This window comes from Paenibacillus borealis, assembly GCF_000758665.1.
GTDB classification, from domain to species: Bacteria; Bacillota; Bacilli; order Paenibacillales; family Paenibacillaceae; genus Paenibacillus_AQ; species Paenibacillus_AQ borealis.
In genome coordinates, this window is the sequence record NZ_CP009285.1 from 5,537,149 (window position 1) to 5,554,637 (window position 17,489).

A 17,489-nucleotide genomic window follows, 5' to 3' on the forward strand; every position below is an offset into this window, starting at 1 on the left:
ATGCTCCTGACATGAATAGTGTTATCCTTTTACACTGCCTGCTGTTACGCCTTCAATAATCTTCTCCTGCAAAATAGCATAAATGACGATAACCGGGACCACGCTGTAGACAATACCCGCTGACATTTGCGCGTAGTTCATCTGATATTGATCACGGAATTGAACCATGCCCACCGGAAGCGTGCGCAGCTCGTCATTAGAGAGAAAATAGTTAGCCAGCAGGAACTCGTTCCAATTTCCCAGGAAATTAACAATGAAGACTGTAACCATGGCCGGAACTGTCAAAGGTACAATAATTCTAGCAAAGATACCCGGAGCCTTCAAGCCATCCATGACCGCTGCTTCTTCAATTTCACTGGGCAGTGAGCGCATGAATGCCGCCAGGATAATAATCGTGAACGGAATCGCATTGGCGATATAAGGAATAATCAGTGCCCAGTGCGTATTGAGAATATGAAGCTTACGGACAATCGTGTAGATTGGCAGCATCAGCGCATTGTTCGGAATCAGCATACCGATCAGGACCAGCGAGAACAATATCTTGTTCCATTGCCCCTGGCGCATCCGCGTCACCGCAAAGGCAAACATGGACGCCAGCAGAATGGAGACCACTGATGACAGGATCGAAATATATAAGCTGTTAAAAAAGTATGTGCTGATCTTGGCGTTCACCCAGGCTTCAACATAGTTCGAAAATTCGAAGGTCTTCGGAATCCCGAATGGATTGAGGGCGATCGCATTATTGTCCTTCTTCACCGAGGAGAACAGGACAAAGAGAAACGGGAAGAGCACAACGACCAGATATCCCAGCAGGGCAACGTGAGGTAAGCTTTTCTTCAGGCGCGGCATCAGTATTCAATCCTTTCATTACGACGGGCAAACAGCAGCTGATAGAGGGCTGTAACCACGAGCGTGAACATAAAGATCAGAACTGCAATGGTATTGCCGTACCCATATTTGAAGTTGGTGATCGCATATTTAATCATATAGGTGGCCATAACCTCGGTTGAACCGGCCGGACCGCCTTTGGTCATAACTATGACGATATCCGCGGCTTTCATCGCTCCGGCAATCGAGAGCATAATGACTACCGAGATAATCGGGACAATCAGCGGCAGAGTGATGCGTGTAGCCCGCTGGAAGCCCGTAGCGCCGTCAATGGCCGCAGCTTCATCCAGCTCTGCGGGGATCGAGAGAATGGCGGCCAGCACCATTACAATGTAGAATCCGGTCCACTGCCAGGCATTCGTAATCAGAATCGACAGCATCGCGAAGCGTTCATCCGACAGCCAGTAGACAGGTTCTATGCCGACAAGACCAAGCACTTTGTTGAACAGGCCAATATTCGGCTCATAGATGAAGCCCCAGAGAATACCGATAACCGCTGTTGACATAATGGATGGCATGAACACAGCCGTCTTGTATAACCCCTTCAGTTTCTTCACATTGGCAATCAATAAGGAGAAGAACACAATCAACGGTACCTGGATACATACGGAGAACAGAATGAACCAGCCGTTATTTTTAACAGAAACCCAGAAGCGTTCATCTCCCAGGGCTTTTTTGAAGTTGTCCAGTCCGGCGTATTTCACAGTATCGGATACACCGTTCCAGCTGGTGAAGCTGTAGTAGATGGAGCTGAAGATGGGATAAATGAAGAACATAATGAACAGAACCAGTGCCGGTATAACGAACAGAATGAACACCAGAGGATTTCTTAGTGCCTTATTCATGACTACCTCCAAATTGCTTAGACATCACTCTCCCCCACAAAGTGGGGCTATAGCTTCGAGGCTTACTCAGGTACTTTGCGGGGACCTTGAAACCTATATCTCTTTAAAAATGTACCCTGGAGCAAGCACCAGGGTACATTCAATTTACCGCATCTTATTCTACTGCTGCGTTGGCTTCTTCCTGAATCTTCTGCAGGGCATCGCCCATCTTCTCAGGAGTGGTCTGTCCGCCAATCAGGCTTTGAATTTGGATATTACTGATCTCGGTAGTCACATCCGCTTGCACCAGAGAGTCAAATGCCGGGAAGGAAGACTGGGAGCTGTTGAGTACTGCAACAATCTCACTCATCAGATCATCGGTAATATTCTCATTCAGCACTGCCTGGTCAATCTTCATAGCCGGCAATACGCCGTCTTCCACCAGTCCGCGCAGCTGCATTTCTTCATTGAACATATTCTTAATGAATGATTTCACTGCAGCCAGTTGACGTTCATCATCACCCGCAGATGCCGAGAAGCCATAGCCGTTGTTCACATCACGCATGAGTGCCGTCTGATCACCCACTCCGCCGTCTACCGCTGGAATATTGAAGAATCCAACTTTGCCGATCAGGCCTTCACCGGATTGTCCGGCTTTGAATACGGAGGACTTCCAAGTGCCGTCATACATCAGGATTGCTTCACCGCTGGTGAACTGGGTGGTATACTCAGCATACTCGAAGCCGAGTTCGCCTTTCTTGAAGTAGCCTTTGTCTACCCATTCCTTGTATTTCGCGAAGCCTTTGACTACATTAGGATCATTCCACTTAGCTTCGCCCGTAGCGAACTTCGCTGTAACATCCGGTCCGGCATAGCGTGACCAGAGATGGTTGGCAAGCATTAGCGGTACCCAGCCAGCTTTGGAAGCACCGGCAAGCGGCACTTTGCCGTCAGCCTTGATATCAGCCAGCTGCTGTTCCAGCTCAGCGAAGGTGGCCGGCGCCTTCCAGCCCTTGCTGTCATAGTATTCTTTATTGTAGAAGAATCCTTCACCTGAACCGCCGATAGGCAGACCGTAGATCTTTCCTTCATAAGTGAATGGATCCAGGTTGGAGAACTTGTCTTTAATGCCTAGTTCATCGAGGATCGGGGTCAGATCGAGCAGCTTACCTTCTTTGGCATAGATCTTAGAATCCGGACTGCCGAACAGGTCGAAGATCTCCGGCGGATTACCGGCTGCCATTTCCCCGCGCAGCTTCTCTTTGCGGTTCACATCCGAATCGACTCCATCGAGCTTGAAGGTCAGTCCTGGCACTTCTTCCTGTACCTTGCCGACCACATCCTCCAGAATCGCCAGACGTTTCTGTTTATCTGCACCTACCTGAGTATGACGGACCGTCATTTCAAAAGGTTCAGCACTAACCGGCTCTTCAGTTGCAGCAGCATTAGTAGCAGCGGCCTCATTCGTTGCAGCCGGTTCTTCCGTTGCAGCAGCATTGTTATTGTTGCCTCCACAACCCGTCAGCAGCGCTGAGGTGACGAACATCAGGGACAACAGCATTGTTAAGCTTTTTCTCATTACGGGTGACCCTCCCTATTTAATGGTTTCCCTTACAACTCTTATTATAGAAAACCCTGTTTGTAATCGTAAGGTTAAGATTCATCTACAATAGGGATAAAATACTCTAATGTAAGCGAATTCAGTTGTGTTTTGTGACTTATCAAGTTATGTATCATAACAAATGGATCTTTCGATTCATAAAATTCGGTTCATTCATGTCAGTATACTTATACATTACTTTGTTTTTTTCACATGCATATGTGACATCCAGCAGCCCCATTTAAGCGGATTCACTTCACCAGGCATCAAAAAAGCGAAACTCCTCAGATTGGAAGCTCCGCTTTCGTTAGATATCGTGTATGAATTTATACCAGAGCAGACTGTTTACGGCCCTCTTCAATCAGCCGATATGCACGCTGCACTTCTTCATCAGATGGCGTTTCCACCCCTTCAAGCTCATAGGGACGGCCAAGCTCCTGCCATTTATATATTCCCATTACATGATAAGGCAGGATTTCGAACTTCTCTACTCCATTAAGTGTCCCGATGAACCGGCCGAGATTATGCAGGTCCTCTTCCTTATTATGAATGCCGGGAACGTACACGTGGCGGATCCACATTTTGCGGTTATTATCTGACAACCAGCGGGCAAGCTTCAGGGTACGGTCGTTGGATTTGCCGGTCAGTTTGATGTGAGCTTCATCATCAATGTGCTTCAGATCCAACAGAACAAGATCGGTTACATCAAGCAAATCGCTAATTTTCGAACCATCATTGTAGCCGTTGGTATCAAGCGTAGTATGCAAATTCCAGCGTTTCTTCACTTCGGTGAACAGCTGTTTGACGAAATGTGCCTGCAGTGTTGGTTCACCACCGGATACGGTAAGTCCGCCGCCGGAAGTTTTATAATAATTCAGGTAAGGTTCAATTTCCGCCAGCACTTCTTCAACGGTCATTTCCTTGCCTTCATTCAATCCCCAGGTATCCGGGTTGTGGCAATACTGACACTTAAGTAGGCAGCCCTGCATAAAAAGCACGAAGCGGATACCCGGGCCATCCACCGTTCCAAAAGTTTCCAAGGAGTGGATATGTCCTTTAAGCATGAGATGTCATCCTTTCGAAATAAAACTTAAAATTTTAATTACTTTTAAACAAGAGTGTACCGCCCTCTTGCAAGGGCGGCAGCTCTTTGATTTATTTCAATTCTTGATCTGCAAGAACAATTCTTACATGGAATCGTGGAACGTACGGTTGATAACATCCAGCTGTTGTTCGCGGGTCAGCTTGATGAAGTTAACAGCATAGCCGGATACGCGAATGGTCAGCTGCGGATAGTTCTCAGGGTGATCCATAGCATCGATTAGCTGCTCACGGTTAAATACGTTAACGTTCAAGTGCTGAGCGTTGTTGTGGAAGTATCCGTCCATCATGAATACCAGGTTGGACTTACGGGATTCTTCGTCTTTACCCAGAGCCTTAGGAACGATCGAGAATGTGTTGGAGATACCATCCTGTGCATCGGAGTAAGGCAGTTTAGCAACAGAGTTCAGGGAAGCAAGTGCACCCTTCTTGTCGCGTCCGTGCATTGGGTTAGCACCAGGTGCGAATGGTTCGCCTTTTTTACGTCCATCAGGAGTAGTACCAGTCTTCTTACCGTATACCACGTTCGAAGTGATAGTCAATACCGATTGAGTTGGTACAGCATCACGGTAAGTTTTGTTTTTACGGATCATGCTCATGAAGGTTTCAACCAGTTCAACCGCGATGCCGTCAACAGCGTCGTCGTTGTTACCGTAGCAAGGGAATTCACCTTCAGTTTCGAAGTCGATAGCAATACCTTCTTCGTTGCGGATCGGTTTAACCTTAGCGTATTTAATTGCGCTCAGGGAGTCGGCAGCAACGGACAGACCGGCAATACCGCAAGCCATAGTACGCAGAATGTCGCGGTCATGCAGCGCCATTTCGATACGTTCGTAAGAATATTTGTCATGCATATAGTGGATGATGTTCAGCGTGTTGACATAAGTCTTAGCCAGCCATTCCATCATTGGTTTGAAACGTTTCATCACTTCGTCGTAATCAAGGTATTCGGAAGTGATCGCCGGATATTCAGGACCTACCTGAGCGCCGGATTTTTCATCCTTACCACCATTGATTGCATACAGCAGGGCTTTTGCCAGGTTGGCACGGGCACCGAAGAACTGCATTTGTTTACCGATACGCATTGGGGATACGCAGCAGGCAATCGCGTAATCTTCACCCCAGTATGGACGCATTACATCATCGTTCTCATATTGGATAGCACTGGTTTCGATGGAAACCTTAGCACAATATTTTTTGAAGCCTTCAGGCAACTTTTCCGACCACAGTACAGTCAGGTTTGGTTCTGGTGCAGGTCCCAGATTGTACAGGGTATGCAGGAAGCGGAAGCTGTTCTTAGTTACGCGTGTTGTTCCGTCTTCAGCCATACCACCGATGGATTCAGTTACCCAAGTAGGGTCGCCGGAGAACAGATCATTATAGTCAGGCGTACGCAGGAATTTCACGATACGCAATTTCATTACGAAATGGTCAACGATTTCCTGTGCTTGTTCTTCAGTAAGAGTACCTTCTTCGAAATCACGTTGTACATAGATATCAAGGAAGGAGGATACGCGTCCCAGGGACATTGCGGCACCGTTTTGCTCTTTAACTGCAGCCAGATAACCGAAGTATACCCATTGAGTAGCTTCTTTGAAGTTATTAGCCGGTTTCGAAATATCAAGTCCATGTGCAGCAGCCATTTGTTTCAGTTCGCCCAGAGCACGCATTTGCTCGGACAGCTCTTCACGCAGACGAATTACTTCTTCTGTCATGGAATCCACTTCAAGCTCAGTCAGTTGTTGCTTCTTGTCTTTAATCAGGAAATCAATACCATACAGAGCAATACGGCGATAGTCGCCGATGATACGTCCGCGGCCATAAGCATCAGGAAGACCAGTGATTACGCCGGATTTACGCACAGCTCTCATATCTGGTGTATATGCATCAAATACGCCTTGGTTATGCGTTTTGCGGATGTTCGTGAACATGTCAACGATATTTTGCGGAAGCTCGAAGCCGTAAGCCTTAGTAGCATCGATCATCATCTTGATACCGCCGAACGGTTGAATGGAACGTCTGAAAGGAGCATCAGTCTGAACGCCGACAATTTGTTCCTTGTCCTTGTCGATGTAGCCCGGATTGTGGGAAGTGATAGTGGAGACAGTATCGAGGGAAACATCCCATACGCCGCCTCTTTCTCTTTCTTCCTTGCTAAGCTGGGAGATAATCTTCCACAGTTCAGTTGTGTTGCTGGTAGGACCTACCAGGAAATCTTCATTTCCTTCATAAGGCTTGATGTTCTTGGCAATAAAGTTATTAACGTCAACTTTCTTAGCCCATGTACCTTTAGTAAAACTTCTCCAACCCGACTTAACCTCTTGTACTTCTCTTTCAATCACCGACATGCTAAATCCCTCCATTTATATTTAGTATATTTGTAGAGATCGCGGGCTTGAAGGTTAATCCCGTGTCTCGTGATCCCGTAGCCATTGGTTGTTATAAAATTCACAATCGCGATTTCATAACTGGGATCGTTGTTTATATAAACATTTTAGTTTATTTTCTGAAAAAGGACTGTGACAAATATCACTCTTTCGGTGATATTTGTCACTTCCATCCAGTTCCATATTAACCTTTAACCTTATTCTTTGCCAGGCAATCGTATATTAGTTATCGAATCTTCCATAGAATGCGTTGCGGTATACATCAGCAAGCTCAGATACCAGCGGCATTTTAGGGTTGGCAGTTGTACATTGGTCTTCAAATGCACGGTCAGCCAGGTAATCTACACGGGATTCGAAGTCCTTAGGATCAAAGCCAAGAGCCGAGAAGGATTCTTCGATGCCGAGTTTTTTGTTCATTTCGCGGATAGCATTGATCAGGCTGGTTACGCCTTCTTCAGTAGTACGTGCCGGCAATCCCAGGATACGGGCAATTTCAGCATACCGTTCGTCAGCTACAAAGTGCGAATATTTAGGGAACGAAGCGAACTTCGTAGGTTTCTTGGCATTGTAACGGATAACATGCGGCATCAGGATGGCATTGGTACGGCCATGAGCCGTGTGGTACTGGCCGCCCCATTTGTGCGCCAAGCTGTGGTTAATACCCAGGAATGCATTTGCAAATGCCATACCGGCAAGTGTAGAAGCGTTGTGCATTTTTTCGCGGGCAAGCTTGTCGCCAGTCAATGCGGATTTTTCCAGCCACTGGAATACCAGCTGAATCGCTTTGATTGCCAGACCATCGGAATAGTCACTGGCCATTACAGATACATAAGCTTCGATAGCATGTGTCAATACGTCCATACCTGTATCGGCAACAGCAGTTCTAGGCAAGCTGTATACAAACTCCGGATCAATGATAGCAACGTCTGGAGTCAGCTCATAGTCAGCCAGCGGATACTTAGTATTATTGCCCGTTGTCTTGTCTGTGATAACTGCGAACGAAGTTACTTCAGAACCTGTACCGGAAGTTGTTGGAATCGCAACGAATTTCGCTTTGTTACCCAGCTTAGGGAATTTGTATACCCGTTTGCGGATATCCATGAACTTCTGTTTCAGGCCGTTAAAGTCTGCATCCGGATGTTCATAGAACAACCACATTCCTTTGGCAGCATCCATTGGGGAACCGCCGCCGAGTGCGATGATGCAGTCCGGCTGGAATCTGTTCATCATAGCCGTACCTTTTTCAACCGTAGTTGTCGATGGATCCGGTTCAACTTCCGAGAACACTTCGATCGCAACAGGAGTCTGGCGTTGACGCAGATAGTGCTCTACTCTTTCAACATAGCCCAGTTTAACCATCATTGGGTCAGTGATAATAGCTACACGAGTGATATCAGGCATTTTGGCCAGGTACTGAGTGGATCCCTTTTCGAAGTAAATCTTGTCAGGTACTTTAAACCATTGCATATTCACGGTACGACGATTCACCCTTTTCACGTTGATCAGATTGATTGCAGTCACGTTTTGCGATACAGAGTTGCGTCCGTAAGATCCGCAGCCCAGTGTCAGTGAAGGGATATTGGTGTTGTAAATATCGCCGATTGCGCCGTGTGTAGATGGCGAGTTGACGAGAATACGTCCGGTTTGCAGACGGTTGGAGAACTTCATGATTACTTCTTCGTTGTTCGAGTGGATAGCCGAGCTGTGGCCCATGCCGCCGAATTCAACGATTTCAGCTGCGCGTTCGATACCTTGGTCAGCGTTCTTCACTTTGTAGCAAGCCAGAACCGGGCTCAGCTTCTCAGCGGACAGCGGATATTTAGTACCTACACCTTCAAGCTCAGCTACCAGGATTTTCGTTCCGGCAGGAACCTGAATACCGCACATTTCAGCGATCTTCACAGCGGATTGGCCGACGATAGCCGGGTTAACCGCACATTTCTCTACGTTCATTGCGCCGCTAGTCAGCTTGGCAGCTTCCTCTTTGTTAACAAAGTAGCAGCCGTTCGCAATCATTTTCTTCTTCACTTGGTCGAAAATCGCTTCTTCAATAATAACCGCTTGCTCGGAAGCACAGATCATACCATTATCGAATGTCTTGGAAAGGATGATGTCTGTTACTGCCTGATCAATATCAGCACTCTTCTCAATGAAAGCAGGTACGTTACCAGGACCTACGCCGAGTGCCGGTTTGCCGCAGCTGTAAGCTGCTTTGACCATTGCCGATCCGCCGGTTGCCAGAATCAGTGCAACGTCAGGATTGTTCATCAGTGCGTTTGTTTTGTCCATAGTAGGAAGCTCGATCCACTGGATAAAGTTCTCAGGAGCGCCAGCTTTCACACCTGCATCATGCAGAATTTTGGCTGCTGCGGCACTACACTCTTGCGCTGAAGGGTGGAATCCGAATATAATAGGGTTACGTGTCTTAGCGGAAATCAAAGCTTTAAACATCGTGGTGGATGTTGGGTTGGTTACCGGTGTGATACCCATAATTATTCCGACAGGCTCAGCAATCTTCTGGAAGTTGTCATAAACGTTATCCTCAATAACGCCTACTGTCTTGTCGTACTTAATTCCGTGCCAGATATATTCAGTTGAGAAGATGTTCTTCGTAATTTTGTCTTCATAGACACCGCGTCCTGTTTCTTCAACGGCCAGCTTAGCCAGGTACATATGTTTGTCGAGTCCGGCCAACGCCATTGCATGAACGATTGTGTTAGTTTGCTCTTGATCCAGTCCCATGAACGCTTCATGAGCTTTCTTTGCTTTATCCACCAAAGTCTGAATATATTCTTCAGCGGTGGTTTGTTTCACTTGGGCGGCGACTTCGTTTTTAACTGCCATCTCCCTCGTCCTCCTGTCAATTTTTAGGTTGTTTTTCTCTACACATTTATCTTATCATATACTTTTCACCTTGTATAGTGAAATCTTTCACAAAGTATAAAGTTTTTTTTGATTTGTTTTCAAAGCGCTTTCATTCAATCATATCCTAGCGTTATTTCCATTTTATGTGCTATTTTTAGTTAATATTTGTCCGTTTTGCGAACGCTCCACCCCTTAGGCCTTCTTCGTTGTGGATTTCAACCTCTCCATCTTTAGATTTGCCTTCTAAATATTGGAAATCACGTTCCGCTTCCGGATAAATCAAATCTATCGTTCACCCTCCTGACTCTCTCTGCTAAAAGTATAAATATAAATCCCGCAAGCAAAAAGGCAGGAGACCGTGTCTCCTGCCTTAAGCAATGTTCATCCTTAATCAAGCACCGCACCTATTCTTCTACAAGCGACGGCTATTCTACTTTGATCGTATCGAAGAATTTCTCTTGTACAGTTTTGGCGGCAGCGTCGAGCTGGGCCTTGGAATCCGTACCATCCTTGGAGAACAGCTCCTGGATTACATTAGACATGGTTGCATAGTAGTCCTGAGTGTTGTATTGCGCTTCAGGCTTGCCGTCCAAGAGAGCCATAATATCCGTATTATATTGATATACAATGTCGGAGTACTTGTCATATACAGCTTTGGTTTTCTTGCCGAACTCAGAATCAGCAGCATAGTAGTCGAGAAGCGGCGGGATGAAATATTTACCGTCCGCCTTGCGCTGCTGCAGAATCGCATCAAGCGCCTCCAGGCCTTTGTCAGAGAAATAATCGAAGGTGATATAACGGAAAGCCATTTCCTGCTCATCCTTGGAAGCATTCGGGTTGATGACCAGATAATCGCCGCCGAGGACACCGGTATGCTTGCCGCCTTTTTCAGCAGCCGGCATCGGATATGTGAGCACATCCGCAGGCTTGAGTCCGCCCTGGTTCAGCGCCTGCTCGATAACACCGTCAGATCCGGCCATAACCATCGCCGTACGTCCCTGCTGGAACGCGCCTACCGCATCCCCCCAGCCGAGTGCCCAGTCCTGAGGAACAGCTTTGGCTTCCCATCTCAGCTTCTTATAGAAATCCAGAGCCTTCACACCGGCATCCGTATTGAACGTAGCGACAACCTTGCCGCCTTCAATCTTCTGGATTTCACCGCCTGCTTCGAACAGGAAGTTAGTCCAGTTCCAGCCAGCTTCGTTGCCTTTACCCATTGGAGCAATACCGGAGATCCCTTTCTTGGTATCTGCTACTCCTTTGGCTGTGTTCAGCATGTCATCCCATGTCCAGTCCAATGGAGGAACGGCTACACCTTTGTCATCGAGCATCTTCTTATTGATCATCGTTGTAGTGACATAACCCTTCTGCGTTACGCCGTACACTTTGCCGTCAATAATGAACTGGTTCTGGAGCACAGGGTTGATCTGATCCTTGAACTCATAATTGTTCCACAGATCCGTAATGTCGGCGACCCAGCCTTTCTCGACCAGGAATTTCGCTTCTGTTGCATACGTATTGAAGAAGGTAGGCGCTTCGTTCGCGGCCATCTTCACACCGATCTCACTTACATTGTACTGCCAGTCATCCTTGACAATCTCTACATTCGGATAGACTTCCTGGAACCGTTTGATCTTGTCATCTTCCTGCGCTCTTACTTCGGTAAGGTCAGGGGTAGGATAGTGAATTTTAATTGTTACTTTTCTCTGGGTGATATCATCCGCCGGTGCGTCAGTCGGAGCTGTGGTCTCTTCTGCTGCTGCGGTAGCCGCAGGTGCATTTGTCGCCTCTCCTCCATTTGCCGCCGGTTTGTTCCCGTTATTATTGCCGCCGCAAGCGGACAATAACGATCCCGTCACCAGGAGACATGCTAATACGCTGGAATATTTACGCATTGAAACTCCCCTTTTCAATTCATAATTAGCTTACAAATTCATCATAAAAGAGAAACCGTTTACAAACGAGGTGTATTTATATTACTTTCATGTGCAGGTTTACGATCTGTCATCTGCCTGAGGCATTACTTGATCATCCCTTGACAGCCGACAGAGACACTCCGCGCATAATAAACTTCTGGAAAACAAGGAAGACCAGAATAGGCGGCAGGGACACAAGGAACAGAATGGCAAATTTGATGTTCGTATTCAGTGCTTTTACATTAATAACGTACTTATAGATCGCTGTGGCAAGTGTGTACTTCTCTTCGCTGTGCATTACAAGTGACGGCCAGAACCAGTCGTTCCAGGCTGTGGAGAAGATAAAGATCGCCAGGGTAGCAAAAATCGGAATGGACAGCGGAACCGCAATGGTGAAAAAGCTTCTCGGCTCCGAGGCCCCGTCAATCCGCGCGGCTTCAAGAATCTCCGGATGGATTCCGTCGAAGAAGTTCTTGAGCAGCAGGAAGAAGAAGGTATTCGCACCTGCCGGCAGCCAGAAGGCTGCGTACTGATTGAGCAGTCCCAGTTCCTTCAGATTGACAAAGTTCGGGATCATATAGCTCGTAGCCGGAATAAACAGCGTCATCAGGAAGAAGAAGTAGAAAGCCTTACGGTAAGGCACATTCATCCGTGAGATGCTGAAGGAGGCCAGGCCAAGAACAACCAGCGTAGCTACCATATTCCCGACAAAGATGTAAATCGTGTTTCTCAGGAACATCAGCAGATCGATATAATTAAGCGCATCTTTAAGGTTACTGAAATGCCACTCCTGCGGGAAGAAATGCGGCGGGAAGGAATTGACCTCGACGTTGGATTTAAGCCCGTTGAACATCGTCATCAAGATGGGATACAGCATGCTGAAAATCATCAAAAGAATGAAAAATACCATGATTCCGTATACGATTTTGTTGCCGGTCTTCTTAAGATCATGTTCTGAAAGAATCCCTCTGTCTGCGCTCTTCATCCTAGTTGTCCTCCTTGTTAAGCTTGAACTGTAAAATGCCCAAACCGCCCAGAACAACAAACATCAGCATCCCCAGCGCAGTCGCCGTACCGTAATCCAGTCTTGTAAAAGCGTACTTCACAATGAGCAGCGCATAGGTCAGCGTCGCATTGTTCGGCCCCCCGTCCAGCAGGGCCATCTGTGACTGGTACCCTTGAGAGGTGGCAATAATCTGCAGAATCAGCATGAGCAGAATAAGATTGCGCAGCGACGGCAGTGTAATATGGCGGATGCGGGCCCAGACACCGGCTCCGTCAATCTCAGCGGCCTCATACCAGTCCCGGGGAATACTGAGCACCGCAGCGAGATAGATCAGCATCCCCGAGCCGAACTGCTGCCAGGTCTCCATGAATACAAGCGAGATCATCGACCACCTGGTATCCGTCAGGAAGGCGATCTGATCTGCCCCCGTGCTGCCTATCAGGGCGTTAATCGGTCCGACGGGATCATACAACCATCTCCACAATCCGTATAGCACTACAGCTGGCATGACATAAGGCAAATACGCCGCCACGCGCACGAATCCGCCGAATTTTCTCAGCTCGGAGATCGCAATCGCGAAAGCAATCGGCACCCAAAAGCCGATCACAAGGCAGAGCAGCATATAGTACAGGGTGTTCTTCACAGCGATCAGGACATCCGGATCCGTGAGTGCTCTGGCGTAATTGTCCATGCCTACGAATGTATTTCCTTTTACGAAATCCACGGTGTAGAAGCTGTACAGGAATCCTTTGAAGATGGGCACCCACATAAACATAATAAAGATGATTAACGCGGGGACGAGGAACATAAAGCCCCAAAAATTCTTTTTCCAGCGGTTCTGTTTGTACGGCTTGCTCTCGAGCTCCGCTGGCAGGTGATCGTGTAACGCAGCAGACTGGTTCATTCTGGCTCCCTCATTCCTTTCGTCTTTCAGCACTTTCGCAAAGTGCTTCCTACCTTAATTGTAGAAAATGAGGGGGAGGCTGAACATGTCTATATCTATGGCAATCGTAAGCGTTCTTACTTCTTCAGTTCACTGGGGCTGATTCCATAGTATTTTTTGAAAATCTTGCTGAAATGCTCCGGCGACTCATACCCCACCCGCTCGGCAATCTCATACCGGCGCAGATCGGTATTCAGGATCATCTCCCGGCTGTCCTCCATCCGCAGCTTGATGACATATTCCCACAGGTTATGGCCTGTATTTTTCTTAAACAGATAACTCAGGTAGTTAGGGCTGACATGATTCTTCTTGGCGACCTCATGGATCGTTAAGCCCTTCTGGGCATAATTCCCTTCAATATACTCCTTGGCCTTCTGCACAATCAGATTACTGTGTGTATGAAGCTCCTCGGGTGAAGGATCTGCGGCATAGTTGTTCCAGTTGAAATCCCCATAGTAGAACACGTAGTGATCGGCATGCTCTTTGTTCCACAGAATAGCCTTTGAGGCCTGACGGTTCAGCACATCCATGAAGCTAAGCCCTTTCAGGATCTGGCTGATTCCTATTACGGCATTCAGATGCAGATAGCGGTGGATATTGAAATGCAGGCTCCGCCCGAGCACATCAAGCCTGCCTACCTGGCCGGTGGCCGATTCCTCGTAGCTTTTCTCATCCCACTGGATGATCACTGTAATCTCCTCATCTGGTGAATAGAAGGCTGTGGAATTCCACTCCTGATGGAGCAGTTCTTTGGCAATATTCAGGGCGGCATAACGCAGCAGACTGCGGTCACGGGGAGTATATTTCTGCTCGCGCCGTTCTTCGGGCAAGGGAAGCTTGATTTTGATGACGGAGAAGAAAGGTCCTTGCAGCTTCAATTCATCCAGCTTACGCAGTTCTTCCTCTCTCCCCAGCACTGAAGCGGTTTCGGTTAACAGTGAATTCAGCAGCTGGCTGTATGCCGGCAACGGCTCCTCCAGACGGAAGCTTTCACTGATCCCGTCCATATACGTGGCCAGCTCCGGCGAGGGCTTATCCATCTTGAGTACTACACTCCGCACTGAATCAAGGAATTGCTCGCTGTTCAGCGGCTTGATCAGGTAATCCTTGGCCCCCAGCCGGACGGCCATTTGGGCATATTGAAAGGTCTCATGCGCCGAGATGACGATCGTCTGCACCCAGGGTTTGGCCATTTTGGCATGCTGCATCAGTTCGATTCCGCTCATCGCGCCCATCTGAATATCCGTAACGAGCAGATCAATCTCCTCCATCCGGATGCAATCCAGTGCCTCAAACCCGCTGTTCGCGGTATAAATATGGTCGATATCAAGTCCGGAAGCAGCCAGTAGGCTGCTGAGTCCTTTGCAAATGAGCGGCTCATCATCAACAACCAGTATATTGAACACCTTGATCTCTCCTCTACTCTATAATCTCTGATTTAGGAAGCCTCACTGTCACTACAGTTCCTCCGCCGGCACGCGGCGCATAGCTGATCCCGTAATCCGGGCCGAAATGTAAATGCACCCGCTGGTTGATATTGCGAATACCATATCCGCTGGCCGGGTTGGGGCTTTCATCATTCAGCACCAGATCAATAGCCTTATAATCAACCTGCTTATAGCCGTTATCCTCAATGGTAATCAGAATCCTGTCATCCTGCAGAACGGAGGTGATGATGATTTCGCCGTCCTCATCCATATTTTTGACACCGTGAATAATGGCATTTTCGATTAACGGCTGCAGGGTGATCTTGGGAATCAGATTGGTTTTGGTTTCCGGCGCGATATTCCAGATGACGGCAAACACATAGTCATACCGGTGCTGCTGCAGCTTGATGTACGCACTGGCATGTTCAAGCTCCTCCTCAAGCGTGATCAGCTCCCTGCCCCGGCTTAAGCTGATCTTCATCAGCTTGGATAATTCCTTGATCATTTCCGCGGATTCCAGATTGCCTTCCAGCGAGCTTTTCCAATATATACTCTCCAGGGTGTTATACAGCAAATGCGGATTGATCTGCTGATAGAGCAGCTGCAGCTGCGATTCCTTCTGCTTGATCTCCATCTGGTATTTGTACATGATCAGGCTGTTGAGCCTGCGGGCCATATCATAGGTGGAAGCAATCAGCACACTTACTTCATCGTTGCTTCCTCTCCGGGGAGTCTCGGGAACGCGGTTGCCGGGCTCATACTTGCGCACAAAAAAAGCCAGCTTCTGCAAAGGAGTCATCAGCGAGCGCCAGAAGTAGGTGATAATGATCAGCCCAAACAGCGCATACGCAACGGTTATGTATTGAATGACACGTTTCATCTCGTTCTGCTGCTGGAGCAGCGCCTTGACCGGAACCTTATACACCAGCTTCTGCTCAAATGCATGATTGTTGTTGACTACATATATGAAGTCATCCGTGATGATATCCTCGGTTCCCTCCGGGTCCCCGGCTTCAGAGCCCTCGGGCAAAATGATAACTTCTCCCGTAGAATTCGTAGTGGAGGCAAGCACGCGGTTGTTCATATCCGTCAAATAAATTTCCCCGTCCGGCAGGGAGATGGATTTCAGCGACTCGCCGATCTTCGATTCCATCTTGGTCACCACCAGCACGCCGATCGTTCCTGCACCTCTGTAGATGTTATTAACTGCCCTGACATAAGTGAGGGTCTTCAGATCCTCGGCCTGCGGGCTCAGCTTCTCCGTGAACATCAGATACCCGTGGCCTTTCTGCTGCACCACCTGCTCGAACCAATACGGCATTTCACCCTTGGAGAAAAAATAAACCCCCGCCTTCTTCACCTGCGGGAAATTAGGAGCAAAAAAGAAATAGTTGTCCGGATCATACACGTACAGCGAATAGTAAATACCGTCGCCCCGCTCGGCCCCCTGGGAGTAGCTGCCCAGCAGCTTCTCAATGGTTTCGTACCGTTCGACGCGTTCAAGCACCGGATCATCCCCGCTCATATTCAGCTGCTGCAGGATCGGGTTCTGGATGACGGTCGTCGTTATTTTGTTAACCGTATCAATGTCTCTGTTAATGATGGCGAAATTCTGCTTGTTCAGCTCCACATAGGCATTGGTCACATGGCGCTTGAGAATCTCTTCCGCCTTGTAGTTGCCGTAGCTGTTCAGAATCAGGATAGGCGAGATCATAATCAGGAACAGCAGGATCAGCTGCTGCTTGACGTTCAGCTTAACGATGGGTTTAATAAGCATCGACAACATCTGGATACACCTCCAGTTTCAATAATATAACAAACCTACAAGCGCTTACATAGGTTTATTTCAAAGTTTTTTATGTTCATTTGTATGCAGTTTCACCACACTACATCAACCCATAACAAAAACCAGTCTAACACGAACCTACCGTGTCAGACTGGTTTTTATCAGGATAAATCCTTATTCATGAATATGCTGTTCCTCACTCAGGGGACCGGAATCTCTTTTTCCATAATATAATCATCCATGACAAATCCATTTCCGATATCCGCTATTTGTTCCCTTAGGGTCAGAAAGCCTTTTCTCTTATAGACTGCAATACTGGATTCATTATCACGATTGACCGTTAGCCAAATATGAGTCAGGTTTCTGTCTTGGCACAACTTCTCCAGGAAGGCCAAAGCCTGGCTGGCATAGCTGCGCCCCCTGTACTCCTTGCCTATATAAAACTTGCTCAAGAAGAGCTTTCCTTCCTCTTGTCTGGCCGACATATACCCGGCCGTGGAGCCTTCGCCGTTATGGATTAAGTAATATTCATAACCCTGATGTTGGATCTGATGCGTAATCGCCGGAACCGATTGGAACTTTCCAAGCATATAATCGATCTGCTCAGCGGTAATAATGGAGACATAATATTCGCGCCATATTTCTGCCGCCAATCGGGCAACCTCAGCAGTTTCTTCCACTGTATGCACATGTTGAAATCTAAGCTTCATAAACGTACCTGCCTTTCCGGAATCTCTCGCTAGCTC

The 17,489-nt window shown here is 47.7% G+C and carries 12 protein-coding genes; all 12 read right to left on the bottom strand.

Annotated elements, in window-relative coordinates:
- Positions 1–21: 21 nt before the first annotated feature.
- The 12 genes from PBOR_RS23785 to PBOR_RS23840 all read right to left on the bottom strand — a co-directional run bounded on the left by PBOR_RS23785 (position 22) and on the right by PBOR_RS23840 (position 17,453).
- On the bottom strand, positions 22–849 hold the full coding sequence (locus PBOR_RS23785) for a carbohydrate ABC transporter permease (protein WP_042215993.1): 828 nt from the start codon (positions 847–849) through the stop codon (positions 22–24).
- Complete coding sequence (locus PBOR_RS23790) at positions 849–1,733, bottom strand: carbohydrate ABC transporter permease (protein WP_042215994.1); 885 nt, start codon at positions 1,731–1,733, stop codon at positions 849–851. The genes PBOR_RS23785 and PBOR_RS23790 overlap by 1 nt, the downstream gene beginning before the upstream one ends.
- Before the next feature lie 154 nt (positions 1,734–1,887).
- The gene (locus PBOR_RS23795) at positions 1,888–3,291 is read right to left on the bottom strand and encodes an ABC transporter substrate-binding protein (protein WP_042215995.1); all 1,404 of its coding nucleotides are present in this window, start codon (positions 3,289–3,291) and stop codon (positions 1,888–1,890) included.
- A 347-nt stretch (positions 3,292–3,638) separates the two neighbouring features.
- Positions 3,639–4,376 (bottom strand): pyruvate formate-lyase-activating protein, encoded by a 738-nt coding sequence (gene pflA, locus PBOR_RS23800; RefSeq protein WP_042215996.1) that lies wholly within the window; start codon positions 4,374–4,376, stop codon positions 3,639–3,641.
- 123 nt (positions 4,377–4,499) lie between these two features.
- Positions 4,500–6,761 carry a formate C-acetyltransferase gene (gene pflB / locus PBOR_RS23805; RefSeq protein ID WP_042215997.1) on the bottom strand — a complete coding sequence of 754 codons (2,262 nt, stop codon included), beginning with the start codon at positions 6,759–6,761 and terminating at the stop codon, positions 4,500–4,502.
- Between the two features lie 261 nt (positions 6,762–7,022).
- Positions 7,023–9,644 (bottom strand): bifunctional acetaldehyde-CoA/alcohol dehydrogenase, encoded by a 2,622-nt coding sequence (gene adhE / locus PBOR_RS23810; RefSeq protein ID WP_042215999.1) that lies wholly within the window; start codon positions 9,642–9,644, stop codon positions 7,023–7,025.
- A 446-nt stretch (positions 9,645–10,090) separates the two neighbouring features.
- A complete protein-coding gene (locus PBOR_RS23815) occupies positions 10,091–11,560 on the bottom strand; it encodes an ABC transporter substrate-binding protein (RefSeq protein WP_042216001.1) in 1,470 nt (489 codons plus the stop codon).
- 133 nt (positions 11,561–11,693) lie between these two features.
- Complete coding sequence (locus PBOR_RS23820) at positions 11,694–12,566, bottom strand: carbohydrate ABC transporter permease (RefSeq protein ID WP_042216003.1); 873 nt, start codon at positions 12,564–12,566, stop codon at positions 11,694–11,696.
- Position 12,567: 1 nt separating this feature from the next.
- Positions 12,568–13,395 carry a carbohydrate ABC transporter permease gene (locus tag PBOR_RS23825; protein WP_099052557.1) on the bottom strand — a complete coding sequence of 276 codons (828 nt, stop codon included), beginning with the start codon at positions 13,393–13,395 and terminating at the stop codon, positions 12,568–12,570.
- 212 nt (positions 13,396–13,607) lie between these two features.
- A complete protein-coding gene (locus tag PBOR_RS23830; protein WP_042216009.1) occupies positions 13,608–14,936 on the bottom strand; it encodes a response regulator in 1,329 nt (442 codons plus the stop codon).
- A 13-nt stretch (positions 14,937–14,949) separates the two neighbouring features.
- The gene (locus PBOR_RS23835) at positions 14,950–16,743 is read right to left on the bottom strand and encodes a cache domain-containing sensor histidine kinase (RefSeq protein ID WP_042216011.1); all 1,794 of its coding nucleotides are present in this window, start codon (positions 16,741–16,743) and stop codon (positions 14,950–14,952) included.
- 200 nt (positions 16,744–16,943) lie between these two features.
- Positions 16,944–17,453: a GNAT family N-acetyltransferase gene (locus PBOR_RS23840; protein WP_042216013.1), complete on the bottom strand. Its 510-nt coding sequence runs from the start codon at positions 17,451–17,453 to the stop codon at positions 16,944–16,946.
- Positions 17,454–17,489: the final 36 nt, after the last annotated feature.

Excerpts from the sequence above, each read along its gene's own strand:
- pflB (WP_042215997.1), bottom strand. The coding sequence starts at position 6,761 with ATGTCGGTGATTGAAAGAGAAGTACAAGAGGTTAAGTCGGGTTGGAGA.
- PBOR_RS23835 (WP_042216011.1), bottom strand. The coding sequence starts at position 16,743 with ATGTTGTCGATGCTTATTAAACCCATCGTTAAGCTGAACGTCAAGCAG.
- pflA (WP_042215996.1), bottom strand. The coding sequence starts at position 4,376 with ATGCTTAAAGGACATATCCACTCCTTGGAAACTTTTGGAACGGTGGAT.
- PBOR_RS23820 (WP_042216003.1), bottom strand. The coding sequence starts at position 12,566 with ATGAAGAGCGCAGACAGAGGGATTCTTTCAGAACATGATCTTAAGAAG.
- PBOR_RS23790 (WP_042215994.1), bottom strand. The coding sequence starts at position 1,733 with ATGAATAAGGCACTAAGAAATCCTCTGGTGTTCATTCTGTTCGTTATA.
- PBOR_RS23785 (WP_042215993.1), bottom strand. The coding sequence starts at position 849 with ATGCCGCGCCTGAAGAAAAGCTTACCTCACGTTGCCCTGCTGGGATAT.
- PBOR_RS23795 (WP_042215995.1), bottom strand. The coding sequence starts at position 3,291 with ATGAGAAAAAGCTTAACAATGCTGTTGTCCCTGATGTTCGTCACCTCA.
- PBOR_RS23825 (WP_099052557.1), bottom strand. The coding sequence starts at position 13,395 with ATGTTCCTCGTCCCCGCGTTAATCATCTTTATTATGTTTATGTGGGTG.
- adhE (WP_042215999.1), bottom strand. The coding sequence starts at position 9,644 with ATGGCAGTTAAAAACGAAGTCGCCGCCCAAGTGAAACAAACCACCGCT.
- PBOR_RS23840 (WP_042216013.1), bottom strand. The coding sequence starts at position 17,453 with ATGAAGCTTAGATTTCAACATGTGCATACAGTGGAAGAAACTGCTGAG.
- PBOR_RS23815 (WP_042216001.1), bottom strand. The coding sequence starts at position 11,560 with ATGCGTAAATATTCCAGCGTATTAGCATGTCTCCTGGTGACGGGATCG.